This window comes from Aminobacter sp. MSH1 (assembly GCF_003071665.1).
Lineage (GTDB): Bacteria > Pseudomonadota > Alphaproteobacteria > Rhizobiales > Rhizobiaceae > Aminobacter > Aminobacter niigataensis.
Window position 1 is genome coordinate 322081 of sequence record NZ_CP026265.1, and the last position, 25814, is coordinate 347894.

The 25814-nt window shown below is 58.2% G+C and carries 24 protein-coding genes and 2 pseudogenes; 5 read left to right on the forward strand and 21 right to left on the reverse strand.

Annotated features, from left to right (window positions below; genetic code table 11):
* Positions 1 to 359: 359 nt before the first annotated feature.
* Positions 360 to 1295, forward strand: coding sequence for a LysR substrate-binding domain-containing protein (locus tag CO731_RS01610; RefSeq protein WP_108605664.1), 936 nt, complete (start codon positions 360 to 362; stop codon positions 1293 to 1295).
* A 278-nt stretch (positions 1296 to 1573) separates the two neighbouring features.
* Here CO731_RS01610 and CO731_RS01615 read toward each other — a convergent pair whose 3' ends face one another.
* The 3 genes and pseudogenes from CO731_RS01615 to CO731_RS29160 form a co-directional block, all read right to left on the reverse strand.
* A complete protein-coding gene (locus tag CO731_RS01615) occupies positions 1574 to 2464 on the reverse strand; it encodes an ABC transporter permease (protein WP_108605665.1) in 891 nt (296 codons plus the stop codon).
* 2 nt (positions 2465 to 2466) lie between these two features.
* A complete protein-coding gene (locus CO731_RS01620; protein WP_159091524.1) occupies positions 2467 to 3384 on the reverse strand; it encodes an ABC transporter permease in 918 nt (305 codons plus the stop codon).
* A gap of 161 nt (positions 3385 to 3545) precedes the next feature.
* Positions 3546 to 4856, reverse strand: a pseudogene (locus CO731_RS29160) (ABC transporter ATP-binding protein); the annotation flags it as partial.
* An 86-nt stretch (positions 4857 to 4942) separates the two neighbouring features.
* Between CO731_RS29160 and CO731_RS01630 the strand changes: the two are divergent.
* Positions 4943 to 6306 (forward strand): IS3 family transposase gene (locus CO731_RS01630; RefSeq protein ID WP_108606636.1). Its coding sequence is split into 2 segments (ribosomal slippage): positions 4943 to 5290 and positions 5293 to 6306, totalling 1362 coding nucleotides; the frame shifts between segments, so codons are not numbered across the junction.
* Between the two features lie 30 nt (positions 6307 to 6336).
* Here the strand turns inward: CO731_RS01630 and CO731_RS01635 are convergent.
* The 18 genes from CO731_RS01635 to CO731_RS01730 all read right to left on the reverse strand — a co-directional run bounded on the left by CO731_RS01635 (position 6337) and on the right by CO731_RS01730 (position 24330).
* A complete protein-coding gene (locus tag CO731_RS01635; protein WP_108605668.1) occupies positions 6337 to 6906 on the reverse strand; it encodes an ABC transporter ATP-binding protein in 570 nt (189 codons plus the stop codon).
* 116 nt (positions 6907 to 7022) lie between these two features.
* The gene (locus CO731_RS01640) at positions 7023 to 8552 is read right to left on the reverse strand and encodes an ABC transporter substrate-binding protein (protein ID WP_108605669.1); all 1530 of its coding nucleotides are present in this window, start codon (positions 8550 to 8552) and stop codon (positions 7023 to 7025) included.
* A 1012-nt stretch (positions 8553 to 9564) separates the two neighbouring features.
* A complete protein-coding gene (locus tag CO731_RS01650) occupies positions 9565 to 9879 on the reverse strand; it encodes a tetratricopeptide repeat protein (RefSeq protein ID WP_108605670.1) in 315 nt (104 codons plus the stop codon).
* Positions 9857 to 11197: a GNAT family N-acetyltransferase gene (locus CO731_RS01655; RefSeq protein ID WP_159091525.1), complete on the reverse strand. Its 1341-nt coding sequence runs from the start codon at positions 11195 to 11197 to the stop codon at positions 9857 to 9859. The genes CO731_RS01650 and CO731_RS01655 overlap by 23 nt, the downstream gene beginning before the upstream one ends.
* Before the next feature lie 835 nt (positions 11198 to 12032).
* Positions 12033 to 13118, reverse strand: a complete 1086-nt coding sequence (locus CO731_RS01665) for an NAD/NADP octopine/nopaline dehydrogenase family protein (RefSeq protein WP_108605672.1) — start codon at positions 13116 to 13118, stop codon at positions 12033 to 12035.
* Between the two features lie 71 nt (positions 13119 to 13189).
* Positions 13190 to 13816 (reverse strand): XRE family transcriptional regulator, encoded by a 627-nt coding sequence (locus tag CO731_RS01670; RefSeq protein WP_199914535.1) that lies wholly within the window; start codon positions 13814 to 13816, stop codon positions 13190 to 13192.
* A 30-nt stretch (positions 13817 to 13846) separates the two neighbouring features.
* The gene (locus tag CO731_RS01675; RefSeq protein ID WP_108605673.1) at positions 13847 to 14422 is read right to left on the reverse strand and encodes a peroxidase-related enzyme; all 576 of its coding nucleotides are present in this window, start codon (positions 14420 to 14422) and stop codon (positions 13847 to 13849) included.
* Positions 14419 to 14919 carry a hypothetical protein gene (locus tag CO731_RS01680; RefSeq protein WP_108609567.1) on the reverse strand — a complete coding sequence of 167 codons (501 nt, stop codon included), beginning with the start codon at positions 14917 to 14919 and terminating at the stop codon, positions 14419 to 14421. Before CO731_RS01680 ends, CO731_RS01675 begins: the two co-directional genes overlap by 4 nt.
* A 501-nt stretch (positions 14920 to 15420) precedes the next feature.
* Positions 15421 to 16113, reverse strand: a complete 693-nt coding sequence (locus CO731_RS01685; protein ID WP_108605674.1) for an ABC transporter permease subunit — start codon at positions 16111 to 16113, stop codon at positions 15421 to 15423.
* Between the two features lie 20 nt (positions 16114 to 16133).
* Positions 16134 to 16850: an amino acid ABC transporter permease gene (locus tag CO731_RS01690; protein ID WP_108605675.1), complete on the reverse strand. Its 717-nt coding sequence runs from the start codon at positions 16848 to 16850 to the stop codon at positions 16134 to 16136.
* A 67-nt stretch (positions 16851 to 16917) separates the two neighbouring features.
* Complete coding sequence (locus CO731_RS01695) at positions 16918 to 17748, reverse strand: transporter substrate-binding domain-containing protein (RefSeq protein WP_108605676.1); 831 nt, start codon at positions 17746 to 17748, stop codon at positions 16918 to 16920.
* A gap of 49 nt (positions 17749 to 17797) precedes the next feature.
* A complete protein-coding gene (locus CO731_RS01700) occupies positions 17798 to 18538 on the reverse strand; it encodes an amino acid ABC transporter ATP-binding protein (RefSeq protein WP_108605677.1) in 741 nt (246 codons plus the stop codon).
* A gap of 335 nt (positions 18539 to 18873) precedes the next feature.
* Entirely contained in the window at positions 18874 to 19446 is a 573-nt protein-coding gene (locus tag CO731_RS01705) for a peroxidase-related enzyme (RefSeq protein WP_108605678.1), read from the reverse strand.
* The gene (locus CO731_RS01710) at positions 19443 to 19925 is read right to left on the reverse strand and encodes a hypothetical protein (RefSeq protein ID WP_108605679.1); all 483 of its coding nucleotides are present in this window, start codon (positions 19923 to 19925) and stop codon (positions 19443 to 19445) included. The genes CO731_RS01705 and CO731_RS01710 overlap by 4 nt, the downstream gene beginning before the upstream one ends.
* Positions 19922 to 21391 (reverse strand): NAD(P)/FAD-dependent oxidoreductase, encoded by a 1470-nt coding sequence (locus tag CO731_RS01715; RefSeq protein WP_108605680.1) that lies wholly within the window; start codon positions 21389 to 21391, stop codon positions 19922 to 19924. The genes CO731_RS01710 and CO731_RS01715 overlap by 4 nt, the downstream gene beginning before the upstream one ends.
* Positions 21388 to 22356, reverse strand: coding sequence for a LysR family transcriptional regulator (locus CO731_RS01720; protein ID WP_108605681.1), 969 nt, complete (start codon positions 22354 to 22356; stop codon positions 21388 to 21390). The genes CO731_RS01715 and CO731_RS01720 overlap by 4 nt, the downstream gene beginning before the upstream one ends.
* A gap of 888 nt (positions 22357 to 23244) precedes the next feature.
* Entirely contained in the window at positions 23245 to 23742 is a 498-nt protein-coding gene (locus CO731_RS01725; RefSeq protein WP_108605682.1) for a hypothetical protein, read from the reverse strand.
* Positions 23743 to 23751: 9 nt separating this feature from the next.
* Complete coding sequence (locus tag CO731_RS01730; RefSeq protein ID WP_275543111.1) at positions 23752 to 24330, reverse strand: nickel/cobalt efflux transporter; 579 nt, start codon at positions 24328 to 24330, stop codon at positions 23752 to 23754.
* Between the two features lie 159 nt (positions 24331 to 24489).
* Here CO731_RS01730 and CO731_RS01735 point away from each other — a divergent pair.
* From CO731_RS01735 to CO731_RS28545, 3 genes and pseudogenes are all read left to right on the forward strand, one after another.
* Positions 24490 to 24750, forward strand: a pseudogene (locus tag CO731_RS01735) (chromate transporter); the annotation flags it as partial.
* Positions 24751 to 24820: 70 nt separating this feature from the next.
* On the forward strand, positions 24821 to 25540 hold the full coding sequence (locus CO731_RS01740) for a sulfite exporter TauE/SafE family protein (protein ID WP_108605684.1): 720 nt from the start codon (positions 24821 to 24823) through the stop codon (positions 25538 to 25540).
* Complete coding sequence (locus CO731_RS28545; protein ID WP_159091526.1) at positions 25537 to 25812, forward strand: hypothetical protein; 276 nt, start codon at positions 25537 to 25539, stop codon at positions 25810 to 25812. The genes CO731_RS01740 and CO731_RS28545 overlap by 4 nt, the downstream gene beginning before the upstream one ends.
* Positions 25813 to 25814 lie beyond the last annotated feature (2 nt).

Below are 25814 nucleotides of genomic sequence, written 5' to 3' on the forward strand. Positions count from 1 at the left end.
TAATGCCAGCGCGCTACCAGTCGGCGAGACTGACATCCAGGCAAAGTCAGCCGCTGCGGCGACGAAACTCGCCGGCGCAACTTTCGCTAGCCATTTCCTGCACCGCATTTGCGTCGACACAACCGAATTCCGCTTTGGAAGCACGCAACGTCGACAAAGCATTCACCCGAAGGGCGATGCTGGATTGTTCCGTGTGTTGGGTCGAGGCGATCTCATTGACAGGCCGGGGATACCCGAGTGCAAGATTCTAACCGTCCATAACGCTTTGGATATGTAGCCTATGCGCTGATGATATGGTAAAATCCATGCCAACGATTTAGGTATGGAGAAACTCGAGTGCAGGTACAGGACGCCTCTCGATGATAAAGTTGAGCTACTTCGAAACGTTCAACGCAGTAATGCTTTCCGGCTCGATGACGGGGGCGGCCGGCCTGCTACATACCTCACAGCCCAACGTGAGCAGATCGATATCGCGACTTGAAAAGGAAACGGGCCTCAAGCTCTTTGAACGCGTACCCGGCAAGCTGCTACCCACTGCTGACGCTATTGCGCTCTTCGAAGAGGTGCAGCGCAGCTTTGTCGGGCTGCAAAGGCTGACCGAAACCGCAGGTCGCATACAACGATCGGGTAGTGGAATGTTGCGTGTAGGAGCAGTACAGGCCTTGTCGCTTTCTCTTATCCCCCGGGCGGTGAAGCGGTTTGGGGATGCCTTCCCCGAGGTAAGGCTGTCGATTCAAACCAGTCATTCTGACGTTCTTTCGGGCTGGGTGCGGGAGCATACTTGCGACATCGCGGTGATTTCACACCCGCATGGAGACGATATGCTTCAACGAGAAGTCCTCTACACGGCCGATGGCGTGTGCATCATGCACGCCACCCATCGGCTGGCTGAGAAAAATGTCGTTACACCTCAGGACTTAGTGGGGGAACGACTCATTACGTTTCCTCAGGGCGATCCTCCACGCGCGGCGATGGATCGAATAATGCTCGACGCTGGCGTCGATGTGCCGGCAGCAATCGAAACCTCGTACAGCTCAATAACCTGTTCACTCGTCATGCAAGGCGCAGGCATTGCGATCGTCAACCCTTACGTCGCGCGGGAGTATCTCCACGGGCGTCTGGTTGTGAGGCCATTCGTTCCAGCGCCACGCCACAAGGCCGTTATTATATTCCCAAAGGGAAAACCGCTCGGTCGGCCTGTAGCGAACTTTGTTGAGATACTGAAAAGCCTAGTCGCCGAAGACAGGGAGCAAATCGCGACACTGCTTCCTGCGAGCCCCGACCTGGTCCAGTAGTGGTTGTTTCAGATCGGTTGTCTGCCCCTCCTGCAGCGGGCACGCTTCATGGCGTGCCCGCCACTCATCGAATCGGCTGGTAGATGTTACTTAGCCCGATTGATTTGCCGATCGTCTTTGAGCTTCGCGATCATTCGCCTTAACTCCTTGTCTGATTGACCAGCCGCCTCTCCCGCCAAAGCAGGACATGAACACGCCGATAGCCGAAGCGAGCGAGTTCTGGCAACTGCACCAGCGGCCTGACAGGCCGCCGGAACTTCTACGGGTATAGGTTGCGATCAGCGAGCTGTAACAAGGCCAGCCGACCGGATGCTGCGACTTACCCTTCCAAGGCTAGGATCAATCGCGTCGCGCAGGCTATCACCGACGATATTGAACCCCAAAGTAACGAATAGAAGACAGAGACCTGGAATCAAGACCAACTGCGGATTGGAAAAGAGATGCACCCGCGCCTGTGCTATCATCAAACCCCATTCCGCCGCAGGAGGCTGAGGGCCCAAGCCGAGGAAACTGAGACCGCTTGCCATAAGAATCGCTTGACCGGCATCCAAAGTGAATTGCACGATAATCGGGGATAAGATGTTTGGGAGAATATGTTTGAAGAGCGTAACGCTGTCATAGTTCCCGATGGCTCTTGATGCCTCGACGAACACGGCGCCGCGCAGTGCCAGGGTCGAGGCTCGCGTTATGCGCGCGAAACTTGGTATGGTCGACACACCAATAGCCAATGAGATGCTGAACTCGCCGGGACCGAGGATCGCAACCACGATGATGCCGAGCAATATCCTTGGCATAGCGAGCAGGACATCCATCAATCTCATGACGGCTGTCGAAATCGGGCTCTCGGAATAGTATCCCGCAAATAAGCCGATCATGACGCCGGGAAGCGCCCCGAGGATCGCGCTCGTCAATCCGATGACCAATGAATTCTGGCCGCCCCAGATAATGCGCGCGAGCATGTCGCGCCCGAGTTCGTCAGTCCCCAGAAGGGTGCCTTTCTCACCCGGGAGTAGCATTGCCATCGAAAGATTGGGCATCGTCGCGGCGGAATATGGGACTACCAACCCTCCACCCAGACAAAGCACAATAAAGAACATGACAGCGAAGCTGCCGGCGAGGGCCGCCTTGTCTCCTCTGATGGCGGCGATAATTCTGGCGACGTCACCCATTTTCAGTTTCCTTTAATTCTTGGATCAACGAATGGATACGACCAATCGACAAACCGATTTACAAGAATAATGACAATCGCAAATACGAGTATCGATCCCTGTGCGAGGGGATAATCTCGCCACTTTACCGCATCGACTAGTACCGACCCGAGTCCTCCTCTGCCGAAGACGACCTCGATGATTACCGCGCTCCCGATGAGATAACCGATATTCAATCCCACAATCGTATATACTGGAAGGATCGCGTTTCTTAGGGCGTGTTTGTAGATCACCACCCTTTCGCTCAAGCCTTTCGCCCTGGCCGTCCTGATGTAATCAGTATTCAGCGCATCGAGCATTGTCGAACGGGTTAGACGGGTAATCAACGCTGTGTTGTAAAGGCCCAAAGTGAGTGCGGGCAGAATAAGCTTTGAGAGCGATCCTCTTCCCGACGCCGGAAACCATCCGAGCTTCATCGAGAAGATGTACATAAGACATAAGCCCGCCACGAAGATCGGTGTAGATACGCCCAGAATAGAGGAAAAGGTCGCGACCTTGTCGAGCAACTTTCTCCGGTGCAGAGCGGATGCAATACCGAGCGGAACGCCGATCAGTACGGAGATCGCTGTTGCGGCGACTGCGAGTTCGATGCTCGAGGGAAGCCTGATCAAGACCTCCTGCATTACCGGCTGCTTAAAATGGATGGAGAATCCCAGATCGCCTTGCAGGGCTTTCGTCAAGAAGGTCCAGTATTGCACGACGAGTGGCTGGTCAAAGCCCCACTCCGTCCGTATGGCCGCGACAACTTCTGCGGGTGCGTCCAATCCGGCGAATAGCCTAGCCGGGTCGCCAGGAATCAAGCGCGGCACCATAAATGCAAGAAATGAGACGCACAGCAGCAGGAGTATTAGTTCCGTCATTTTTTTGGTGAATTCTAACACTGGAATCCTCATTCCTTAAGTTTGGTACGGATGAAGAACTAGACACGCGGCTAAAGCAGTGTCCGTAGGGGAGCCGATGCTTTTTATTCTCTCGCCAACCACCGTCTGAAGCTGGGCATGAGGCGGCACCTCCACGGAAAGCTCCACCGCGTGTCCGGATACTAGTTGGGCATCAGTTCATCGTACGAGACCATCACCGAGTGGCCGGGCGACACTTGACGGAACTGACGCACGGGCGGGACATAGTCTGGTGGCCTGACGGGGCTTTTGATCTCGCCATTCAAGACGGCCTTTCTCTCGGGCCGCCGTGTCGGATCGGCCACCGGCACCGCCGCCAACAGTCGTTTCGTGTATGGGTGCTGCGGGTTTTGGAAAATTGCCTCGCGCGACCCAATCTCTACAATCTCGCCCAGGTACATCACGGCAACGCGGTGGCTGACGCGCTCCACCACGCCCATGTCGTGCGAGATGAACAGGTAGCCCAGCCCCATTCGGGCCTGTAGATCCAGCATCAAGTTGACGACTTGGGCCTTGACGGATACGTCGAGCGCCGAAACGGCCTCGTCCGCCACGATCAGCCCCGGCTCAAGTGAAAGCGCTCGCGCAATGCATATACGCTGGCGCTGTCCGCCGGAAAACTCGTGCGGAAAACGTTCCGCCATCTCCGGCTGCAAGCCGACCTGACGGAGAAGATCGGCCACCCTTTCCCGCGCTTGGGAGCGGGTAGCAAGCTTGTTGGTTAACAGCGGTTCTGCCACTGCGGCGCCGATGCTCAAGCGCGGGTTCAGACTGGCGAATGGATCCTGAAAGATCATCTGCATTTGTCTGCGGGCGTTCCGCAACTCAGCCTTGTTGAGCTTCATCAGATCAACACCGTTGAGCGCCAAGGATCCAGAATCTGGGTCGGTCAGTCGCAACACCGCGCGTCCAGTCGTCGACTTGCCGCAACCCGACTCGCCGACTAATGCGAGAGTCTCGCCGACATTGACGTTAAACGAGACGTTTTCCACCGCGTGAACTCTGCCTTTGACGGGCGAGAATATGCCTGAGCGCATGTCGAAGCGCTTGGTCAGGCCCTTGACCTCGAGCAGCGGCCTCTGCGTGATCTTGACGGTGTCGGGCACTTCGACCGGAACGTCGGACTCCCCGGTCACCCGATTGACGATAGGGAAGCGCATAGGCCGCTTACGGCCTTCCATGGATCCAAGCCTGGGCACAGCAGAAAGAAGCGCACGCGTATACGGATGCTTCGGATGGGCGAAAATCTCAGCGGTAGCGCCGGTCTCCACGGCCTCGCCATTGTACATCACGACGGTCCGGTCGGCGATCTCCGCCACCACGCCCATATCGTGCGTGATAAAGAGAACAGACATACCCTCTTCCTTCTGAAGAGACTTTATCAGATCGAGGATTTGCGCCTGGATCGTCACGTCGAGCGCGGTCGTAGGCTCGTCAGCAATCAGAATCTTGGGGTGTCCCCCGTCAGCGGCTATGGCACAGATTTGAGGTTGTGATTTAAGGAGGATTTGGGCTTCGTCGTAGTGACGAAGGAACGAAGATGAAGCCCAAATCCTCCAATTCAAAATCACCGACCAAGCCCCCTGCAGAGCGGGTGGTCAAGGACATCCGGCGTCAGACCCGCCGCCACTTCTCGGCCGAAGACAAGATCCGCATCGTGCTTGAAGGTCTTCGCGGTGACGACAGTATCGCCGAGTTGTGCCGCAAAGAGGGCATCGCGCAGAGTCTGTACTACAGCTGGTCCAAGGAGTTCATGGAAGCCGGCAAACGCCGCCTGGCCGGGGACACCGCCCGTGCGGCGACCTCCGGTGACGTGCAGGACTTGCGCCGCGAAGCCCGTGCGCTGAAGGAGTGCGTGGCGGACCTGACGCTGGAAAACCGCTTGCTTAAAAAAAGCATGATCGCGGATGGGGGCGACGACGAATGAGGTATCCCGCATCCGAGAAGCTGGAGATCATCCGTATCGTCGAGCAGTCGCACCTGCCGGCCAGGCGGACGCTGGACCAGCTCGGCATTGCCCGCCGGACCTTCTACCGCTGGTATGACCGCTACCGGGAAGGTGGGCCGGAAGCGCTGGAGGATCGCCCTTCGGCGCCGAACCGGGTGTGGAACCGCATTGGCGAGGACATCCAGGACCAGATCGTCGAGATGGCGTTGGAGGCGACCGACCTCAGCCCACGCGAACTGGCCGTGCGCTTCACCGACGAGAAACACTACTTCGTGTCGGAAGCCACGGTCTACCGGTTGCTCAAGGCCCATGACCTGATCACCAGCCCAGCCTATACGGTAATCAAGGCGGCCGATCAGTTCCACACCAAGACCACGCGGCCGAACGAGATGTGGCAGACCGACTTCACCTACTTCAAGATCATCGGGTGGGGCTGGATGTACCTCTCGACGGTGCTTGACGACTTCTCGCGCTACATCATCGCCTGGAAGCTATGCACCAACATGCGGGCCGAGGACGTGACCGACACACTGGACCTCGCGCTCGCCGCCTCGGGCTGCGACAGCGCCACCGTTCTACACAAACCCAGGCTGCTATCGGACAATGGCCCCAGCTACATCGCGGGCGAGCTGGCCGAATACATCGAGGCCAACAAGATGAGCCATGTGCGCGGCGCGCCGTGCCACCCGCAGACCCAAGGCAAGATCGAGCGCTGGCACCAGACCCTGAAGAACCGCATCCTGTTGGAGAACTACTTCCTGCCCGGCGACCTCGAAGCCCAGATCGAGGCCTTCGTCGAGCACTACAACAACCAGCGTTACCACGAGAGCCTGGCCAACGTGACGCCTGCCGATGTCTACTTCGGCAGGGCACAGGCCATCATCAAACAGCGCGAAAGGATCAAACGAAAAACCATCGAATATCGGCGCTTGCAGCACCGCAAGCTCGCAGCCTAACATCAAATCCCAGACGAGGCCCGCTCTCCGCTAGTCTACGCCCCAATCTGCGCCAAATGTTCTGACGACGGACATCTTGGGGTTGCAGGCTAGAGCCATAGCAATCATGACGCGCTGGCGCATGCCGCCCGAGAAATTGTGCGGATAGTCCCCGATTCTGGACTTCGCCGTCGGTATGCGGACCTTTTCAAGCAGGCGGATGGTCTCCGCCTTGGCCTGCGAATGCGAGAGCCCGCGATGTGTAATCAAGGCCTCGCCAATCTGGGACCCGATGGAATAGACCGGATTGAGAGAGGTCATCGGCTCCTGGAAAATCATTGCGATCTTGTTGCCGCGGATTTGACGGATCTCGTCGTCCGGCAAAGTGAGCAGGTTCTTGCCCTCAAACCAGATGGCACCCTCAATCTTACTGGAGCTGGGCGGTGTCAGCCGCATTATCGAGAGGGCCGTGACGCTCTTTCCGCTGCCCGACTCTCCAACGACTGCGAGTGTTTCACCTTCCTCGATATAGAGCGATACGCCATCGACGGCATTAAAGCCTCCTTCGGCGGTATCGAAGGTTGTAACAAGATTTTCGATTTGCAGGATTTTTGCGGTCAACTTAACCGACCTCCATCGTTACGCTGACGCGAACTTGCCGCACCAATGTGTGAGCCCATTATTCGCCGAGCAGGAGTGCAGGCCTTTACATTAGCCCGCACTCCACCCTTATGTTCCTACTGCTTCACGACCCGGTCCAAACGCCAATCCTGGTTGCCGTAGAATTTATAACCAGAGAAGCCCTTCCGCACTCCGGCCAATTGGCTTTGGCCGAACAGCCAGAGTTCCGGCGCGTCTTCCCACACGAGCTTTTCCGCTTGCGCGTACAGCTTGTTTCGCTCCTCAAGAGAGAAATTCTGGCTTGCTTCGGATAGCAGCCTGTCGACCTCGGGGTTGCTGTATTGCGACGTGTTAGGCGGAAGATGATCTTTATCGGGCATTTTCTGGGTGCCCCAGATCCTCTCGATCCTCCAGTGAGCCGTCGGAATCGAGGACCCTAACATATGCATGCCGCGGTCAACTAATGTGCTTTGGAACTCTGTCACGTAAGTGGCCCACTCGCTCATCTTGAGCTCGATATTGATGCCGACCTGCGCGAGATAACCCTGCACAGCTTCACTTACTTCGCGTGCCTTCATATATCGACCCTCGGGCGCAAGCGCGATTGTCGAAAAGCCGTTCGGATACCCGGCCTGCGCGAGGAGTTCTTTTGCTTTCTCGGGATTGTATTCGTAACCGCCGAACTCAGCGAAGGCCTGCACGCCGGGCGAGAACGGGCCTTTGGGAACGACGCCATAACCGCCCAATATCGTCTTGACGATGGCTTCGCGATCGACGGCATACATCATCGCCTGGCGGACAAGCTTGTTGTCGTATGGAGCGCCCTTCCACATCTGGTGCGTAAAAGACACCATCATAGTGGAAGGTTTGCTGATCACTTCGATATTCGGATCCGCTTCGAGTGGAGGCAGACTTTCCGGGCTAAGGCCCGTCGCGATATCGACTTCGCCGGTCTGAAGCATGATGACGCGGGCCGAGACCTCAGGAACCGGTGTATAGGATATGCGATCGGGAATTCCGGGCGTTCCAAAGTAGTTCGGATTTCGGACCAGTACTGTCTCGCCGGAAATGTCATAGGATTCGAGCATGTAGGGGCCGGTGCCCACCGGCTTCATGCCATATTCCAACACTGAGTATTTGCTGGTCGCGCTCCGGCTCAGCATGGCAAGATGGTACGTCGCCAGATTTTCGAGCAGCGGGGCGTAAGGCTTTCGTGTGGTGATCTTTACAATGTAGTCATCGACGACATCGACCTTCGAGATTTCAGCCACCTTGGCCCGATTCGGTGAGGCCGTCTTAGGGTCGAGGATGCGCTCGAGGGTGAATTTGACCGAATCTGCGTTGAAGGGCGAGCCGTCTGAAAACTTGACGCCCTTTTTCAGGTAGAAAGTCCAGGTCAGACCATCCTCGCTATTATCCCAACGCTCTGCCAGGCTCGGAACAATACTGCCATAATTCTCGTCGCCAAAGTCTACAAGCGTGTCGTAGATGTGCATCGCCACCGAGAGACTTGTCACCTCGAGCTGGGGGTCAAAGGCGTCGAGGTGACTGCCGCCTGCAATCCTTACTTCCTCAGCTTCACTTTTGGCGGCGCCGGCGGATCCCATCAGAGCCGCGGCAATCAAAAGTACGAAAGCTTTTTTCATGTTCCACCTCCACTATTTTTTGTTGTTACTCGGGCCGCCATTTCAAGCCAGAAACCGCGGAGGTCTCCGCAACTTGGATCGGTGTCACAAGGCCAGACATCCGATCGATCCAAGCTAAACAGCTTTGTCACGCTAGGCGCAAATCGAAATACTTATACAGTCTATACGTTCTTGATATGCCTCTGATATGCGATCAATGAACTTTTGGAAGTGCGATCAGCTTGCTCCATTGCAATTTAGTTCCAAGGATCGCACCTGCATTCGCTCCAGCCAATTCAATCGCAAGCAATCCAAGAGCCACGGTCGCCAACCAGGTACCGACAAGGGCTATTACCTGCTCCAATGACGATAGACGCGGTTTTTGAAAGAACGCTGAGCATGGGATCTTAGGAATGATTTATCTGCGCGCTGATTCAGTGACGGATTCTTGGCGCAATCGAGTTCGCCGTGACCATGTGCCGAGCGGAGAGCGATGCAGGCGTTGACCAGTTGCTTGCGCCCCCGGCGATCAGCACATAGACCTTGGAAACCTGCCGTTCATCGCTTTCTTCATGAAGCTTCTCGGCGTCAGTCCGAATAAAGAATCGCTGTTCGAATGATGCAAATTTCCCGTCGAAAAATGTTACCGACGGCGAGCCTGGCGGTGCCTATCAGCCGTTCGCCCTAAGTCCTGTCACTTCGGCCGTTCACGTCCTGGAGACTTCCCACCCCTGCACGGGAACAAGCGCGGCGACATTCGAAACCGCTTCTCAGGATTTGTTTCTCGCAGTCTCCGATGTACGGACAAAATCAGGCCCCGCAACCAAGCAGGTTTCGTGGAAGAAACCCAAGGCATATCCACGTCGTCGGCCCAGATTGGGGTCGATATCAGACAGCCGGCCGTCAGTCCTGAAATGACAATCTGTCGGTCAAGCTTCCGTCCTCAGGCCGAGTTTCCAAATCGTTTCTTGCTTCGTGTCACCCGCATGATGCTATCCCCCGAACGGGATATAAATGCAGGGTGTGACCATTCTCAGATTGTCATCAGGAGCGTCTCCGACATCCATGTAAGGCTCGGGTCCAGCAACGTCCCCAGGAAGGCGGCTACGGTCGGTGTTCCACCTGCGTCCTTGCGCGCTCTCGACACCTGTTTGTAGTTGCGGCTGGCGCTATCAAACTCGGGTTGGATGCTCAGCGCCTTCTTGAACTTCGCCTCGGCTTCGGCAAGGCGGCCCAGGCTATGCAACGCCATGCCCAGGTTGTTGTAGGCCTCAGCAAATTGTGGGTTCAAGCCGATAGCCGTGTCGTAGCAACGCGCAGCATCTTCATGCCTGCCTATCGCCAGCAGGGCGTTGCCGAGGGGCTACTTCGATTGCTTGTCCGAGATAGAGTTCGGCTGCGGCAAACTCCCTCTTTTGCAGGCAGGCGACGCCCATCATGTAATTCGCCTTGAAATGTCGGGGCGCCTTCGCCAGCACAGATGCATAAATCTGAGCCGCCTGCTCCACACGACCGGACCGGTGCAACTCGATCGCGTTGGCGAGGTTCGGCGCGGTTTCAGCCTCGATCAGTTCCAGAAGCTCGCGAGCCTTCTCAAAGGCATGATCCACCTCCAGTATCTGACTGCAGCCCATCGCCGCCAGCTTGGATTGTCCATCGCTGTGCAGCCGCTTGGACCAGGAAAGAACGGATCCGAGTATTCGGCGGTCAAGCCGTTCGCCGAGGTTGCGAGCGTTCTGCGTCGAGATTCTGATGCCTTCGATGAGCCTCGTCTGGGATCCGAATGCCGCCTTGTACCCGTAATTTCCTGTTCCAAGATCGTAGTTGACGAAGCCGTTGGCGATAGCCCATCGCATGGTGAACATATGCAGCGCGAAGCCTGGCGGAAGCTTGGTGACGGCCGGATCGCGGCCAACAAGGAAACAATGGATGGCACGCTTGTCCCGATCAATGAAATTGAGATGGACACCGATCGGTACGCTGTCCTGGCGAAGCACCAAGACGAGCAGCCGGTCGTCATGGTAAAGGCCAGGCAACATCGTGCGACAATTTCTAACAACACCTCGTGCATAGGTCGGGTTCTTGTCCTCCCAGCGGCCCAGCCAAAACCGGAAAAGAGTACCGAGATCCTGTTCGATGGTCCGCGCGTCGGAAACTGTTACTTCGTACTCGCTGTTCTCGTCGATCAAGCGCAGATAATGCCGGGCATTGCGCCGCGCCAACCTGCCAAGACTTGCGGTGAGATAGTATTCCCATTGAGCCGGCAACTCGACATGGACAAATAGGTCGTGGTCGATGTCCTCGCCGCCCTCCGTGATGTGCGGCTTGCGAACGATCTTTTGCTCGACAAACTGTACAGCGTGGAAGTGCCTGAGAAACAGGTCGCGGCGTTCGGGCGAAACATGAAAGTCCTCCAACTGCAGGCTTCGCCAATTCATCTGCTGGACCTGCCCGGCAAGAGCAGCGACGGCATCATGTTCGTATTCAGCTCTGCACACGAGCCCTGTGTAGACCGCGAAATACGACCCAGCCATCCGAAGGTTATTATGGAAACCTGTTTTCTCGTCGAGATCGGCTCGTATCTCAGCGGCAGGAATGCGACATAGCCGCCTGAGCCTGACCTGACTGCAAGGACGACCCAAGGATGCCTGAGCCCGCGCAGCCAATTGGAAATCCATGTCCAGGTGAGAAAGAAATGGGCCTCAGGGTCGGCCGAATACGTAGCTTCCCAGTCCGTCCTGAGCCTCTCGAGTTCTTCGAGGCGATCGATTACATCAACCTGCATGCTAACCTCCAGCAGAGGATATAAGATGCAACTGGGCAATGTCGGACAAGTGTCGGCCAGTTCAGCGAGGAAGGCAATTCAAATGACGCGTTCTTCGCGCGGAAAACCACGGCAAGTGGAGGCGATCGAGCGGGCGACGAAAGCCACAAGCCGACTGCGCCGAAAGCCTGCAACTCACCGCCTTGATCCGAGGTGCCGTGAGCGGCCTCACCATCGAGCTGATTGAAGGCGGCCACATCATGGGCCCCACGGATCAAAACTCGTCAGGCAGGCCGAGGGCGCGAGACAAGGGATCGATGTAGTGCGGATCTAATTGAAGTGAACCGAGATGAAGGTCTTGTGTTTGCCCAATTCGTCGTGGATGCGCGGCATCAGTGCGATCCACACCCTTCCAGCAGACGAATCGACGGCGGAGTCGTGAACTTTGATACCGACGGCGGCGGTCAGTCAGTCGGCTACGAAAGAGGGCCGCAGCGTGCCGTCCGATGAGGGTGAACTCGAAGCCGCTTTTGACGGCAGCCACGGCTGGTTCTGGCGCAATCGCGGCACGTCGGACGTCCCCCCGTACGCTGCGCACCTCAAGGCGACTGTATCGACATCAAACGGGTCATCTAGTCATCACAGCCAAGGTCGCGCCTTCGAAACGGAGGCGCGACCTGCCCTGCGGTGTTTTCTCCGGGACTGAGTGGTTCTCCACCAGCGAAGAAGTCGCCAGCCTAGGTGGCGGCCACAGCATATCCATCACGGCACAGGCCGTTGAGCGTTTCCAGCGACATCGCGTCGAGGTCGAGCGCGGTCAGCAGGTCGTTTTCGGCGGTGAAGTCGCGGCCATACATCGCCGAGAAGATACGCACGCCAGCTTCGTGCAGCTCGGCGGGGTAGCCGGCGAGCCGGCCGATCTTGGCGGTCATGACCAGGCCAAACGGTACGTCCTCGGTGACATAGCGGCTGTCGGCCGTGGTCGGGCCCTGCCCGCTATGGCCTGCATCGTGCATCTCCTGGTTCATCTGCGAGATCGAGCTCATCGGCACGTGGAACGACAAATGGAAGTGCTGGAAGATGTTGCGCACTTCCAGGCCAAGCTTGGTGGCAATGGCAATGCGCTCCCCGTCGAGCTGCTCGAGCAGGCGGCCGACATTCGACGTGACGTTTTGGGCCTGGCTCCAGGTCTCGCCGCGCTCCATGCGCGTCATGTTGCCGAGCGCGATGCCCATGTGGTTCTGCGGGTTGAGGTTGGACAGCGCGATCGCCATCAGGCTGCCGCGGTCGACGAAGCGGTCGCCGAACAGCGTCTGGCAGACGGCAAGACCATCGGCGCTGCGCGATGCTGGAACTGTGGCGAGATCGACCTTCTTGCGCACGGTGTTGACGTTGACCAGCGTTGGGCTGAGCTGACGGCCTGAAACCACTGTCGTGCCCCACCCGACAATAGGCGCAACGACGCCGCGCTTGGCCAGCAGGCGCGACAAATAGAGCCCGCCGAAGGATGCGTGCGAGCTGATGATGACGGTCTGGTCGGCCCTGATGTAAGGCGCGATGGCATCCAGCACGGCCTTGTGGCCATAGGCCGGCAGCGCGATCACGATCGCTTCCGCGCCGGCGACAAGCGCCTCAGCACTTGCCGCTGCGGCCGGGTGGAAGGTGCCTTCGACCGCCCCTTGGGCGACCAGCGCTTCGCCCTTGGCCAGCGCCTTGGTGCGCTCGCCCGACGGCGACCACAGCGTTGCGTGATGTCCCTGCTGTTCGAGGAACACCGCCGTTCCGAAAGCGATCGCCCCTGCGCCGACAATAGCAACCAGCATTCCAACATTTCCTTTTGGATCAAATTCATTTCAGCCCGGCGATGACCCAATGAGGCGCCGCCGGGGGTCGTTCACTTCGGGCGTATCAATGCCCGGGTCGTGCTGCTGCCGACCTCACCCGAGGCCACCACCAGGAACGCCCGCGCCCCGACAGGACCGGCGCTGATCCCCACAGAGGTAAGCGAGTGCGGAACATCGCCGGCGTAACGCGCGGTCTCGCCGGCTCGGACGATCATCTCGTTGCCGGCACTGCGCACGACGATCTCGCCTTCGGTGCAGTGCAGATGCTCGATGGTACCCGCACCATGCGGATCGCTGACCAGCTTGCCCTGAGGCTCGAAGCTCAGCAGGTACCATTCGATCAGCGGCACCATGCCGGCCGGCGACAGGATCTGAAGGATGCAACTGCCGTCAGCGCTGCGAATTGTCGGCGTCAGATTTCCCGGCTGCAAGTCGATCCTGTCGCTGCGCTCCTCACTGGCGCCGCTGATCAGGCGGCTGAGATCGACCTCCAGCGCCTGTGTCAGGTGCCACAGCGTGCCATAGGTCGGGTTGGCGTTGCCGCGCTCGATCTCTGAAAGCATCGAGCGCGACACACCTGACATCATCGAAAGGTCTGCGAGCGTGAGTTTGCGCTCTTTGCGGAAAGCCTGCAGGCGCGGCCCGATCTCAGGAGGATTGACCGAATGTATATTCATTCCTATGCTCCCTTCCGACGCCTCGGGCAGTTATTCGGCGAGCGGCTCTCCAAGCGTGTGCATCAGCCTGTTGGCCCAGCCGAACAGCGACGACGACAGGATCAGATCGAGGATCTCGTCCTTGCCGAGACCGGCATCCACCAGCGCCTGCATGTCCGAAGCATCGGCATCGGAGGGGCATTTCGACAGCTTGACCGAAAAATCGAGGATCGCCTTCAGTCGCGGCGATATCTCGGCGTCGACGCCATCGGCGAAGATCGCTGCGATGACGGTCTCGTCTTTGGTGAGCTGGTTGTAGCGGCTGGCGTGGACGGCGGCACAGTAGATGCAGCGGTTGACGATCGAGGCGCCGACAGCGCCAATCTCGCGCTCGGCCCGCGACAGGCCACCCTTGTTGTACATCACTCCGTTGAACAGCGGCGAGCGGTGCGTCAGCGTCTCGACGTCATGCGCCAGCACCAGCACGTAGTCCGACACCTTGGTATTGGACGGCGTGATCTTGAGCGCTTCGAGCTGCGCGGCACTTGCCTCAGTGAGATCGAGCGGCCTGACGTACGGCTTCCACTCGGGGATCGCGGTGGTGAATTCGTGAACGACCTTGCTCATGCCAGTCCCCGCATCAGCCGCAGCCCGGCGGCAACCCTGATCTGATAGCTGACGAAGGCGACGAGCTCCGACAGCCGCACGATGTCGGCATCGGTCAGGCCGGCCTCCTGCAGCAGTTCGATGTCGCGGCGGGTCGCATCCTTGGGCGCATGCGCCACCAGGTCGACATGCCTGATCAGCGCCCTGAGCCTGTTATCTCCACCGCCGTCGAACCAGATGTCGGCGATGCGCGCGGTGTCACCGGAGGCGCCGGAATTGTCGAGCAGGGTTCCGAAATGCTCCTCGAAATCCTTGGCGTCGTTGATCTTGGCGATGCGGCAGGCGAGTGCCGCGCGCTCGGCATGCGTGAGGCCACCGGGCTCCGCAGGCATGAGCGCGGCATCATGCGTCTGCTGGGTCAATGCCAAGATGTCGGCGCGTCCGGCCACCACCTCGGCCAGGCTGCTGCCCGGCTCGATGCCGACGATCTCGGCAATTAATTCCTTAGTCTCGACCATACCTTCCTCCAATGCCTGCTTGCGGGTAGCGGCCCGAAATTCTCTTGGTAGAGCTGGCCTCGATCTTGCGCGCGAGCAGCGCCGCCCTCTCGCCGGATTTCGCAGCTCATCTTGCGAGGCTCGCATCATCATCAAACTGTGGGATGGCGCATGTGTCCGAGTACGCGGGGCCAGTTCATGATCTGCCTGCGGCAGGCCTCACCCCAGTTTGGCAACCGTCATAACGCCGAAGGCGCGCCGCCGGATTTTGCCCTAGACCCTGCCTGGCAAATGAGTTGCAGGACTTCGACAAGTGCATGCCATGTCGGGGTGGCCAGCGCGTGGCTTTGATGCGTTCGACAGCTCTCTCGATCCCGAAGTGATGCTGCTCGAACCATCACAGGTTCAGGCCGGAGACGATGCTCTTTGCTATGCTCATCACCAACCTGATCCTGAAGGTTCAGACGCCGCCGCACTGCCGTGCCTACGGCGCCTGAACATGCTGTCAGGACTAAGCGGCCCTCAGCTCCGTATCCTGAGAGCTCGCTCCGTTCTGTCTGCGATCTGCGTGACGATGTAGGCGATCACCATGTAGATCACGACGGCTATCACGAAGGCTTCGAGGTAGTAAAAATTCAGCGCAGCAGTCAGTTGCGACTGTGCAAAGATTTCGACAACCTCAATGGCGAACCCAAGAGAAAGCGCCTTCATGATCACCATCATAGAGGTGGTGAGGTCGGGAATGGCGGCGACGACCACCTGGGGAAACATGACCCGCCGGAATAATTGGCTGCTCGTGTACCCCAGCGAATGGGCGGCGTCCGCCTGGCCGGTGTCAAAGGAGTTCAGGGCTCCCTTGATGATCTCCGACTGGAACGCTGCGATACAGCCGGTGATCGCAATGACCAGTATGACCCAGTTTGGCGTCAGATGCGCGTTGAAGTCGATTCCGACTAAAGACAGCAAGAACTGAAGTGCCGGTGGAAGACCGAAATATGCCAGGAAAATCACGATCACCATCGGGACGCCCTTGAAGGCAACCTTGTAGGCTATGACGAGTTCCCGCAGCACGGGGACCCTTCGGTATTCGATGAAAGCAAACAGGCTTCCGATGATCGTCGAGAAGACGAAGATCGCCAACGCCATGGCAAGCGTCACAGGCACGGCGCCCAGAATTTCTCGAAGATCGTGGAGAAGAACATCGGTTTCAAACATGGATGAACACTCTCTCTATCTCAGACGCTCGCGAAGGCCGCGGTTTTTATTGGGATCGCTTTGGTCTCTTTGGAGAGGTGCACCGCGAAGCGAAGCTCGAAGAAACGTATGATGAGCCATGCGACCAGGCACATAAGCGAGTAAATGACAGCCAGCACGAGATAGGTTTCGAACTGGAACTGGTTGTAGTCTCGCTCCATGATCAGGTGCGCCGTCGCCATCACGTCCGCCGCTCCGATGTACATGACCAACGCGACATTGTGGATCAGGTAGATGATCGAGTTTCCGTAACCCGGCAGTCCGATGTGGATGGCTTGCGGGCCTACGATGCGAAACATCTTCTGACGGAAGCTGTACCCCAGACTGTCGGCCGCATCATGCTGACCGCGTTCCACGGCCAGATAGGCGGGTCGCATGACTTCCGACAGATAGCCTCCATGGTAGAGGCTCAGCCCTACCATGGCGGCCATCGTGGCCGTGATGAAGTCCTTGAACCCGAACAGGATCACCAGCAGCGGAAGCCCGTAGAACGCCACGAACAACTGAAGAACGACCGGAACGCTCCGGGCATAGGACACGTAGAGATCTACAAATTGACTAATGACGGGGACCCTGCGAACCCGCAGGGTTGTTGCGATGAGAGCCAGGCAGAACCCGACGCTCATGGCAGTAAACGTAATCACGAGCGTCAGCGGCAAAGCCGAAAATAGCTCAGGGATCATCGTAGAAAGATCCACTTGAAACACTCCTTTTGCAATTTCAGCTTTGACCGCTGACTAAACAAAGATTGTTCGCGAGCGATTTCTACTTCATGTGCTTGACGATTTCCTCGCCGAACCACTTCTGCGAGAGCTTGTCCATTGTGCCATCTTCCCGGAGCTCTTTGAGCACCCGGTCGATGTCGTCAGCCAGGACCTTGTTTTCGTCCGAACGGTGGATCAGCATGTAGGTGTTGTTGCTGTAGACCGGGTCGGAGGCCACGACGTCGAGCTTCTTTTGTTCGATGACGGTCTGCTCGCCCAGGTTCGATGGCAGAACCAGCGCGTCGAACTTGCCGTTCTGAACTTCGTCAAGGCGATTGGGGTATGGGATACCGGCGCTCGACGCCGTGACCTCAAGCTTATATTCCGGATTTTCCTGCTGCCAGTTCATCATGAACTTGTACGTGCCGCCGCCGGCCGTAGCCGGAACGATCCGCTTGCCGACGAGGTCCTTCATCCCCTTGATGTTGCTGTCCTTGCGGCTGTAGATCTTCATCAGGCTGGCGCCCATCGGGTTTTCCGGAATGAAGAACTGCTTGGCGCGCTCGGGCGACTTGTAGTAGCCGCCGCACGCCATGTCGTACTTTCCGGTGGCAAGGCCGGTCTCCTGCGCGATATCGGCCACGCCTTCCATTTCGAACTTGTACTGCGGCAGCTTGGCGTTGATCTCTCTCAGGAGATCGGGTTCGTATCCCTGCGGCTCGACGCCGATCGCACCCCATGCCAGCGGCTTGGATTCCGCCGATGTGGCGATCTTGACCACCCGGGCAGGCGTTTGGCTGTAGCCGACCCCCGAGGCTGCGAGCGTGATTGCAATGCCGCCAAAGATGGCAAGAGCGGACCGACGACCAAAACGAGACTTAATTGCAGACATTTCTTTAGTTCCCTTCTTTTGTTTATTGGAATGCAAGTACAGTACTGACTTATTGGAATGCCAGTTCAGAGCTGAGAAATTGCGCCAGGCGTGGACTTGAAGGCTTGTCGAAAATCTCGGCCGGGCTGCCGTCGGCAGCGACGACGCCTCGATCCATGAAGACGATGCGATTTGAGATGTTTTTCGCAAATTGCATCTCATGGGTCACAAGCAGCGACGTTATTCCCGACGACGTGACGTCCTTGATGACCTTCAGCACTTCGCCGACGAGTTCGGGATCGAGCGATGATGTGGGCTCGTCGAAGAGGATAACGTCCGGTTGAACCGCCAAGGCACGTGCGATGCCAGTGCGCTGGAGCTGACCGCCTGAAAGCTGTGACGGGTAGTGCTCTCGCTTGTCGGAGAGACCAACTCGCTCAAGCTCCTGGAGGGCGATGGCGTGCGCCTCTTCCTTGGACTTACGCTGCACCACGACAAGCGGATCCATCACGTTTTGAATGACGGTCATGTTCTTGAAGACGTTGAACTGCTGGAAGACCATGGCCGTCCGGAGCCGGATCGCCTGGACCGCGGCCTTGTCCGCCCGCTGGTAATCCATCCGGATTTGATCGAACGCGATGGTCCCCGAGGCCGGCTTGGCCAGGTAGTTGATGCACTTCAAAAGCGTGGTCTTGCCGGTGCCACTGGGGCCAATGATCGACACCACGTCCCCTCGTTTCACCGAGAGATTGACGCCATTAAGGATCTGCGCAGACCCGTACGACAGCTTTATATCTTTTAGTTCGAGCATCTTTGTTGGTATCCCTTCTGGCCTTAGCCTTTAAAGAATCTTATTCGCAGGCAAAAACTGCGATGTCGTCAACAACAATGCCGAATGCGTAAGATGACATCCTCATTTTAACCCTCTTTGTTTTTATTGCTCAGGCCACTTTTTGCGGCTTTTAAGAATAGAATACCCGACGAGATATATAACGCTGTGAAACGTTACTCTCTTATTTGCCCTCCACGAGAGCTGACGCCATTTGATTGCCAGATATTCAAACTTTCAGCAGGCTAGGCCCATTTCCTCTATTTCCTGCATACTGGAGACGTTATCCGTTAAACTGGAAATGTCAACATGCTGGATCAGTTTTGTTTCCCGCTTTCAGCGTAACCGAGCACGTGCATCAACCGGTTTGCCCAGCCGAAAATCGAGACGGCATGGATCAGGTCGATGATTTCGATGTCATTCATCCCAACGGATCGTAACGAGGCGACATCGTCCTCCGTTGCCTCCGATGGCGCCGCCGACAGGCGGCAGGCAAAGCTGTTGATTGCAGCATCGCGTGGCGCGAGCGCTTCGGGTCTTTCCAGATAGAGCGCGGTAACCACGTCATCGTTCTTGGTGAGCTCGGCGTGGCGGCGTGCGTGGACAACGGCGCAGAATTTGCAGCCATTCACGATCGAGGCGCCCAATGCGCCGAGTTCACGATCGGGACGGGCGAGTCCGCCTTCGACATACATGATCGCATTGAACAACACGGTGCGGGCAACATAGCTCTCGGGATCATGCACGAGCGTGCGCACATACTCGGAAACCTTCTTGGCGGATGGCGTGACCTTCATCGCATCGAGCTGTTCCGGCGTAGCTTCCGGAAGCTCAACCGGTGCGATGTAGGGGTGCCACGTCAGTGGCTTCAGGCGAACCGAGGAAATCATCTTGACCTCATCAATCGCAGCCCGGCCGCAACCCGTGTCTGGAAATTGACGAAGGCGATCAGCTCGGAGAGCGCGACGATTTGCGGATTGTTCAATCCGGCCTCGGCAAGCCTGGCGATGTCGCTCTGCTCTGCCTTGATCGGGCTCACCGTGACCAGATCGACATGACGGGCGATGGTCGCCAGCGGTTCAGCTAGATCCGTGCGCCCTTCGGCTAGCGCCGATAGCCGTCTTGAAGGGTCGAGTTCGTCGAGTTGAGCATCATATTGAGCGGTCAGGGCCTCGTCGGCATTCAGAGCGGCCATCCGACGGGCGAGAGCAACGCGCAGGTCGCTCGCAAGTCCCTGGTCATTCGCCGGCGTTAAAACCGAGAGGCGACATAGCTCCGCCCCCTCAACGAATTCCGGTCGAAACCGTCGTGCACTGAAACGTACATCGTCCAGTGAAAGACCCGCCGCCTTGTCCATAGCATCGATCACAGCGCGATCTCCTTCTGCAACAAGGGTGTTGAATCGACCCATTCGTCGCCCTGCAGTTCGGGGATGTCGAAAGCGACCAGATTGTCGAAGTGCCTTTCGACATCCTTGGCAAACAGCGACGCGGCAATGCCTCGGACGAGGCGGTCAGCACCGGCACTGACGGCGGGGATGTCGCCGGAGACCTTGCCATGGGTCAGCGTTGCGGCGTCATTGAAGCAGTGAATATGCGCCAGCATCGGGCACGAACCCGGGACCCGCTCCCGGAACTCGAACGAAGGACCAAGGTCCGGCGCCTCGGACATGCCCATTCGCGGCGGTCCCATCTCAGCTGTGTAGCGACCGTCGGACCAATTACGAATGTGGGGGGCGATTGCTTCAAATTCAGTGCGACCGTGAAGATCGTTTTGAAAGCCGGTCGCTGCAATCAGGAAGTCGTAGCGCATGGCCCCTTGCGTAGTTTCAATCAGCAGGCCTTCGGCATCTTGCCTTATCCCAACTATGCCGCAATCGAGGAAGAATCGGGAATTCGAGTGGCGCGACACGCGACGGGTCGATGAGCTCGGCGGGGGTGTTTGCGTCGAGGCTGTGTAGTCGACGAACTTCCACTTCCAGATGTCCGGCAGTTGATGCATTCCATGCACGACGCCCTGGCTGCCGATGCCTGTCATCTTGTTGATACGCGGCATTTCCTTTCGCCGGATCAGCATGTCCACAGAGCCGGCACCCGCCTCAAGCGCGGTGGCGGCGTTGTCCATGGAAGACGCTCCGGCACCGATAACCGCGACACGTTTTCCCTTCAGCGCGTCGAAATCGATCTCGTCGGCAGAATGCGCCCAGTAAGCGCGATCAATACCTTTGAGAAAGTCGGGCACGGCAAAGCCGCCCAAACCGGATCGACCAGTGGCCAAAACCAGGTGACGCGTGAGGACACGCCCCGTTTCCGCACCTTCGATATCGATCGCAATGAATTCACCGGCGGGCGCGATACCGGTCATGCACACGTCGTTACGCACCGGCAAGGCAAGAACTGTGCGGTACCAGACCAAGTAATGCATCCACTGGTCTTTGGGAATCTTATCCAGTGCCTGCCAAGCTTCGACGCCCCACTGCGCCGTAAACCAGGCGCGGAAGGTCAGTTGCGGCATGCCGAGCGCCGGACCGTGCAGGGTCTTGGGCGAGCGAAGCGTCTGCATACGGGCAAATGTCACCCAGGGCCCCTCTAGCCCAGCGGGAGCGGCGTCGTAGGCGACAACATTGGTGATCCCTGCGAACACAAGCCTGGCAGTGGCGGCGAGCCCACACATTCCCGCACCAATGACAACGACGTCACGAACCGGGGTGCCTTCATGCCTGGTCTCGGGGACCCAGGGCTTGGCGGGCAGTTCCAGAAAGTCGAGATCCTGTGCAAGCCGTGCTTCCAGCGCAGCAAGACCCGTCGAGTTAGGAGGGGTAGAAGCGTGCATCATGTTTCAGTTCCGTAATTGCTTGATCCGGGACCGGTCACCAATTGTCCGGCAGTGGCCGGGTCGAGCTTCCGGAAACCGGCGATCGACCGTTCTGCGACAACTTCAGCTGCTTCCATCAACGCCTGCGCGACTGGACGCAGGGGGCGTTCCTTGGCAACCAGAACGCCCCAATAGAATGGAACGGTCATGTCGATCGGGCGGATGACGACGCCAGGGAGGCTCAGGCCATAGGCGGTGACGGGGTCAACGATCGCAGGAACGCCTGTTTTGTGCGCGATCAGGAGGGCGCCATAAGCGGTATTGGTCCGGATCACCGGGCCGGTTTCGATGCCTCGGGCGGCAAGCGCCCGAGAGATGTGCAATTGAAAACGCAGCGGATTGAGCATCGTGGCGAGCCTGCGGCCAGCAAAGGCCGACAGCGGCACGACATCAAGCTGCGCCAGCGCATCACTTTCATTCAGGGCGACAACGACCGGCGCCGAATAGAGCCGCAGGACATCCAGACCAGGAATATCGAGCGGCAAGCTTGAGAAGCCGATCTCTGCACGTCCACTGCGCACTTCCTGGGCGACGGTCGAGGCCAGAAACTGTCCAACATGCGTCTCCTGCGGAAGCTGCGCATCTTTCAGCTCCGCCATGGCGGCCGGGATCAAACCATTGCCGATAGCAGCAGTTGTAACGATCTGGAGGATACGCCCCTTGCCGGCGGCAATCATCTTTGCCCGTCCAGCAAGTTCCGTGAATGACATCAGCAGGCGCCGCGCTTCTTCCTCGAAGGCAACACCTTCTTCAGACAACTGCACCCGTCGACCGTTCCGTTGAAGCAGTTCGAAACCGAGCTCGGCCTCCAGATCCTGCATGGTGCGCGTCACCGAAGGCTGGGACCGCCCGAGCAGATCGGCCGCCTTTGTGATGCTGCCGCTGGCAGCAACCGCAAGAAAGGTCTGGAGATCGCGCGTTTCCATGATTATCCTAAATGCATAATCTGTATGAATTGCACCGTCTCATTCATTTCTGACATCTGTCAAGCGGAAAATATGCGCGCCGGCTCATATTCGATCCGTTGAACTACGCGCCGAACATCCCAGCCGCTCCGGGTCATTGGAACAAGTCACAACCAGATCACATCGCTTAAGAATGAAGTGCAGATGCAGTTCGATCGAGGCAGCCTCGCAAGTCTGCCCTGCTCCGCAGGCCGATCCATCGGAGCGCCGAAGCGGGTGGCTGGGTGGCGTCCAGGAAAAGCCAAGGCCGAGCACGAACCTTGCTAGGCGCTCGATGAGCACGCCAATAGCGCCCGCACTTGAGGCAACGGTCGGAAATGTTCTCGAGCATGCCAGGGAGCGACAACACAGCCAGCATCGAGCCTGCTCCGAAAGCAGCCAGTGCCAGTGCCGTCTGACACGTTGACCTGGTCCGAGCCCCCCAGGAGCATGACGGCGTTGACGATGACCATCGCGCTTGCGCCTGTCGCGGGTCATCCGTTCGTAGATTCCGCGCGGTTCGGATGGTGGTGGGCTCGGCAGAAATCGTGAGGACGAAGGCGCCTATGCCAAACCCGACAACTGTTCCTGCAAACAGGCTATGGAAGCTGGACAGCAGCGCGGCTGTGAGCATAGGGCTTGCGACAGTTTCGAGGTCGTAGGCCAGACGAAAGAGACAAAGCCCGCGTATAGTTCAAAGGCGAGCAGGCCCCGGGCAACAGTCGCCAATCCTGTGCCGATGAGGGCAATCACTTGCGCCATGAACAGGTGGTTTAGGTCCTGGGACGGTGTTTTCTGGTTTGATTCAGTGAAGGGCGCGACCGCCACGGCGATCCGGCGCTCTGCGAGGAGCTATGGAGCTGGCCGCGATCATATGTGGCTGGAAGGTGAGGCCGGGAACGTGATCTTGGCCAATTGCTTGCGCCCCCCGGTTGTCAGGACATAAAGCCGGGAAACCTGCATGCCGTCGCTCTGATCGCTGATCTTTTCAGCATCGGTACGGAGAAAGAAGCGCCACTCGAATGCGCCAAAGTCCCCATCGAACATCGCGACAGTACAGGTATCGACGGCCTCACCGTGCAGCGTGGATTTTGTCACGCCGATCAATGCCCTCGCCCGAAGGCCTGGCACGGCGATCGACCAAGCCTTGAATGCATTCACGCTCTGGACCGGAGCCAAGGCCGCAATCTCGGAGGCGGGCAGCCGGGATTCCTTGCGTGCTAACTCTGCGGTCCGATCGTAATCAGGGCCTCCCGCCAGGCAGGTTTCATGGAAGAATTCCAGCGCGACATCCGCATCATCGGCCCATGTTGCCGGCGACATCAGGCACGAAACTGCCAGTCCCGATATGAAGATGCGCCCGGCCATGTCCTGTCCTCAGGCCTGCAGTCCGGACAGGCCATGGTAACTGACGTACAGGCCAACCGCGATGATCAGCTGCCCCGAGAAGTAGGGGGCGCGTCCGGCGATCGTGGAAAGCCAAGGGAAGCGCTTGTTTGCGTGGCGGACGCTAAGCGCGGCAACGGCACCGACCGTGACCAGGGTGATGGCCAGACCGATCGAGAAGCAAAGGACGAGCACCGCCCCAAGCGGGATTTCCTTGAGCTGAAGACAGAGCAGGAGCACCGTAATAGCTGCGGGACACGGGATCAGGCCGCCCGTGAGGCCGAAGATCACGATCTGCCAGGTCGTCACATTCTGGTCGGCGAAACGACGGCGGATATCGTTGGCATGAGCCAATTCGTGGGCATCCTGATAGCCGTCGGTGGCCAGCGAAAGTCCTCTCACTTCCTCATGGAGGTGATCGTGGCCTTCGCCTTCGACAAAGCTCAGGTCGTAGTCGTGTGAGTGCCCACCATGACCAAGGCTGACTCGTGCCATGAATTGGTGCGGTTCAGGAATCTCGTCGACGGATTCGAGATAGTCGCCGCGATCGACGAAATCGAAGGCCTCCATGGCTCCGTTTGGACGCTCCGTCGATATGGTAACGTCGGCTGCTTTCCAATGTGCGCCACGCTCATTACGAATTCGCCAGCGAGGCGGGACACCATCCTCGAACACCTCGACCGCGATCAGGCCATGTCCGGTATCGATACGCCGGACATCAGCTGCCTGGCAGCGTTGACCGCCATCGCCGCCGCCGTAGTCGGGGTCGTGATGAACCTCGCCCTCTGGTTTGCCTTACACGTCGTATTCGGTGAAGTGCGCAGCATCGGTTTTGGGCCTGACCTGCTAGTCTTGTCGTCCGTCGACTGGCGGGCCGCCTTCCTTGCCATCGCTGCAATGGTCGCAATGCTGAAATTCAATGTCGGAATGATACCGACACTCGCCGCGTCCGCCGTTACAGGACTGGTTCTGCATCAACTGCCGTTGTAGAGCCGCAATATTGGCTCATTGATCCGGGAGGGATCGTTTCAGGTCTCGCCCACGAACCCAGCTAGTCTGCATGTTTCAATCGCTTGTCCAGTTTCAGCGCGAAATCTACCTAGCGCTCGCCGAGCAGATAAAGCTCGTGTCCGCCAATGGAGATTGGGCGGGTTTCCTGGCCTTCTTGCCGATGGGCGTGATGTTTGGCGCCGCACATGCCCTAACGCCCGGTCACAGCAAGGCGATCCTAGCAACATATCTGACTGGTTCCACCAATGGTGTCGGCCGTGGAATAGCGGTTTCGCTGATCCTGTCGTTCACCCACGTGACAATGGCCGTCCTCATCGCCCTGCTGTCCCTGCCCCTTGTGTCATTTGCACTTGGAACAGTCGGACGTGCTCCGCTGCTTGAGGATATCAGCCGCGGCCTGCTTGGGCTCATAGGCCTGTGGATGCTCTGGCGGTCGCTCCGCCGGAACGGACACATCCATCACACGCATGAAGGCGAGGTCGTCGGCATCATGGCCGGACTGATTCCATGCCCACTGACGCTCTTCGTCATGACGTTTGCAATATCGAGAGGCATTCCCGCCGCGGGTCTCGCCTTTGCCGCGACCATGATGATCGGCGTTGCTGTGACGCTGTCGGCAGTCGCGATCGTCGCGATCCTCTTTCGGCAGCAGTTGGTGCATGTTCTGCAATCCCGGCCGCAGCTTGTGGCGGCGGTGAGCCGCTGCATTGAAGCCGTTGCCGGCTTTGTGCTCGTGGCGATCGCCGTCCATGAAATCCTGATGAAGTGACCAGCAAGGCAACACAGGCGTTCGACGGTCGCGTTTTATATGAATGCCTGAGCTCGGCTCAAAGGAAGCCGTTCTCGCGCAACCACTTGGTCAAAATGAGCTCTGTCAACGAGGCGGTCGACCGCATGTCAGCCTTTGCAGCCTTCTCTAGCGCTGCTTTTACCGACGGTAATATGCGGATGCCTAGCGACGCGGTCCGCTTGTCGGCATCTTCTGACACTGGCATCACTCTCGCGCCAAGACGGGATGTGGATTTCATGATCGGTTTCTAAGG

Excerpts from the sequence above, each read along its gene's own strand:
- CO731_RS01610 (WP_108605664.1), top strand. The coding sequence starts at position 360 with ATGATAAAGTTGAGCTACTTCGAAACGTTCAACGCAGTAATGCTTTCC.
- CO731_RS01615 (WP_108605665.1), bottom strand. The coding sequence starts at position 2,464 with ATGGGTGACGTCGCCAGAATTATCGCCGCCATCAGAGGAGACAAGGCG.
- CO731_RS01640 (WP_108605669.1), bottom strand. The coding sequence starts at position 8,552 with ATGAAAAAAGCTTTCGTACTTTTGATTGCCGCGGCTCTGATGGGATCC.
- CO731_RS01665 (WP_108605672.1), bottom strand. The coding sequence starts at position 13,118 with ATGCTGGTTGCTATTGTCGGCGCAGGGGCGATCGCTTTCGGAACGGCG.
- CO731_RS01670 (WP_199914535.1), bottom strand. The coding sequence starts at position 13,816 with ATGAATATACATTCGGTCAATCCTCCTGAGATCGGGCCGCGCCTGCAG.
- CO731_RS01675 (WP_108605673.1), bottom strand. The coding sequence starts at position 14,422 with ATGAGCAAGGTCGTTCACGAATTCACCACCGCGATCCCCGAGTGGAAG.
- CO731_RS01680 (WP_108609567.1), bottom strand. The coding sequence starts at position 14,919 with ATGGTCGAGACTAAGGAATTAATTGCCGAGATCGTCGGCATCGAGCCG.
- CO731_RS01685 (WP_108605674.1), bottom strand. The coding sequence starts at position 16,113 with ATGTTTGAAACCGATGTTCTTCTCCACGATCTTCGAGAAATTCTGGGC.
- CO731_RS01695 (WP_108605676.1), bottom strand. The coding sequence starts at position 17,748 with ATGTCTGCAATTAAGTCTCGTTTTGGTCGTCGGTCCGCTCTTGCCATC.
- CO731_RS01700 (WP_108605677.1), bottom strand. The coding sequence starts at position 18,538 with ATGCTCGAACTAAAAGATATAAAGCTGTCGTACGGGTCTGCGCAGATC.
- CO731_RS01705 (WP_108605678.1), bottom strand. The coding sequence starts at position 19,446 with ATGATTTCCTCGGTTCGCCTGAAGCCACTGACGTGGCACCCCTACATC.
- CO731_RS01715 (WP_108605680.1), bottom strand. The coding sequence starts at position 21,391 with ATGATGCACGCTTCTACCCCTCCTAACTCGACGGGTCTTGCTGCGCTG.
- CO731_RS01720 (WP_108605681.1), bottom strand. The coding sequence starts at position 22,356 with ATGGAAACGCGCGATCTCCAGACCTTTCTTGCGGTTGCTGCCAGCGGC.
- CO731_RS01725 (WP_108605682.1), bottom strand. The coding sequence starts at position 23,742 with ATGGCCGGGCGCATCTTCATATCGGGACTGGCAGTTTCGTGCCTGATG.
- CO731_RS01730 (WP_275543111.1), bottom strand. The coding sequence starts at position 24,330 with ATGGAGGCCTTCGATTTCGTCGATCGCGGCGACTATCTCGAATCCGTC.
- CO731_RS01740 (WP_108605684.1), top strand. The coding sequence starts at position 24,821 with ATGTTTCAATCGCTTGTCCAGTTTCAGCGCGAAATCTACCTAGCGCTC.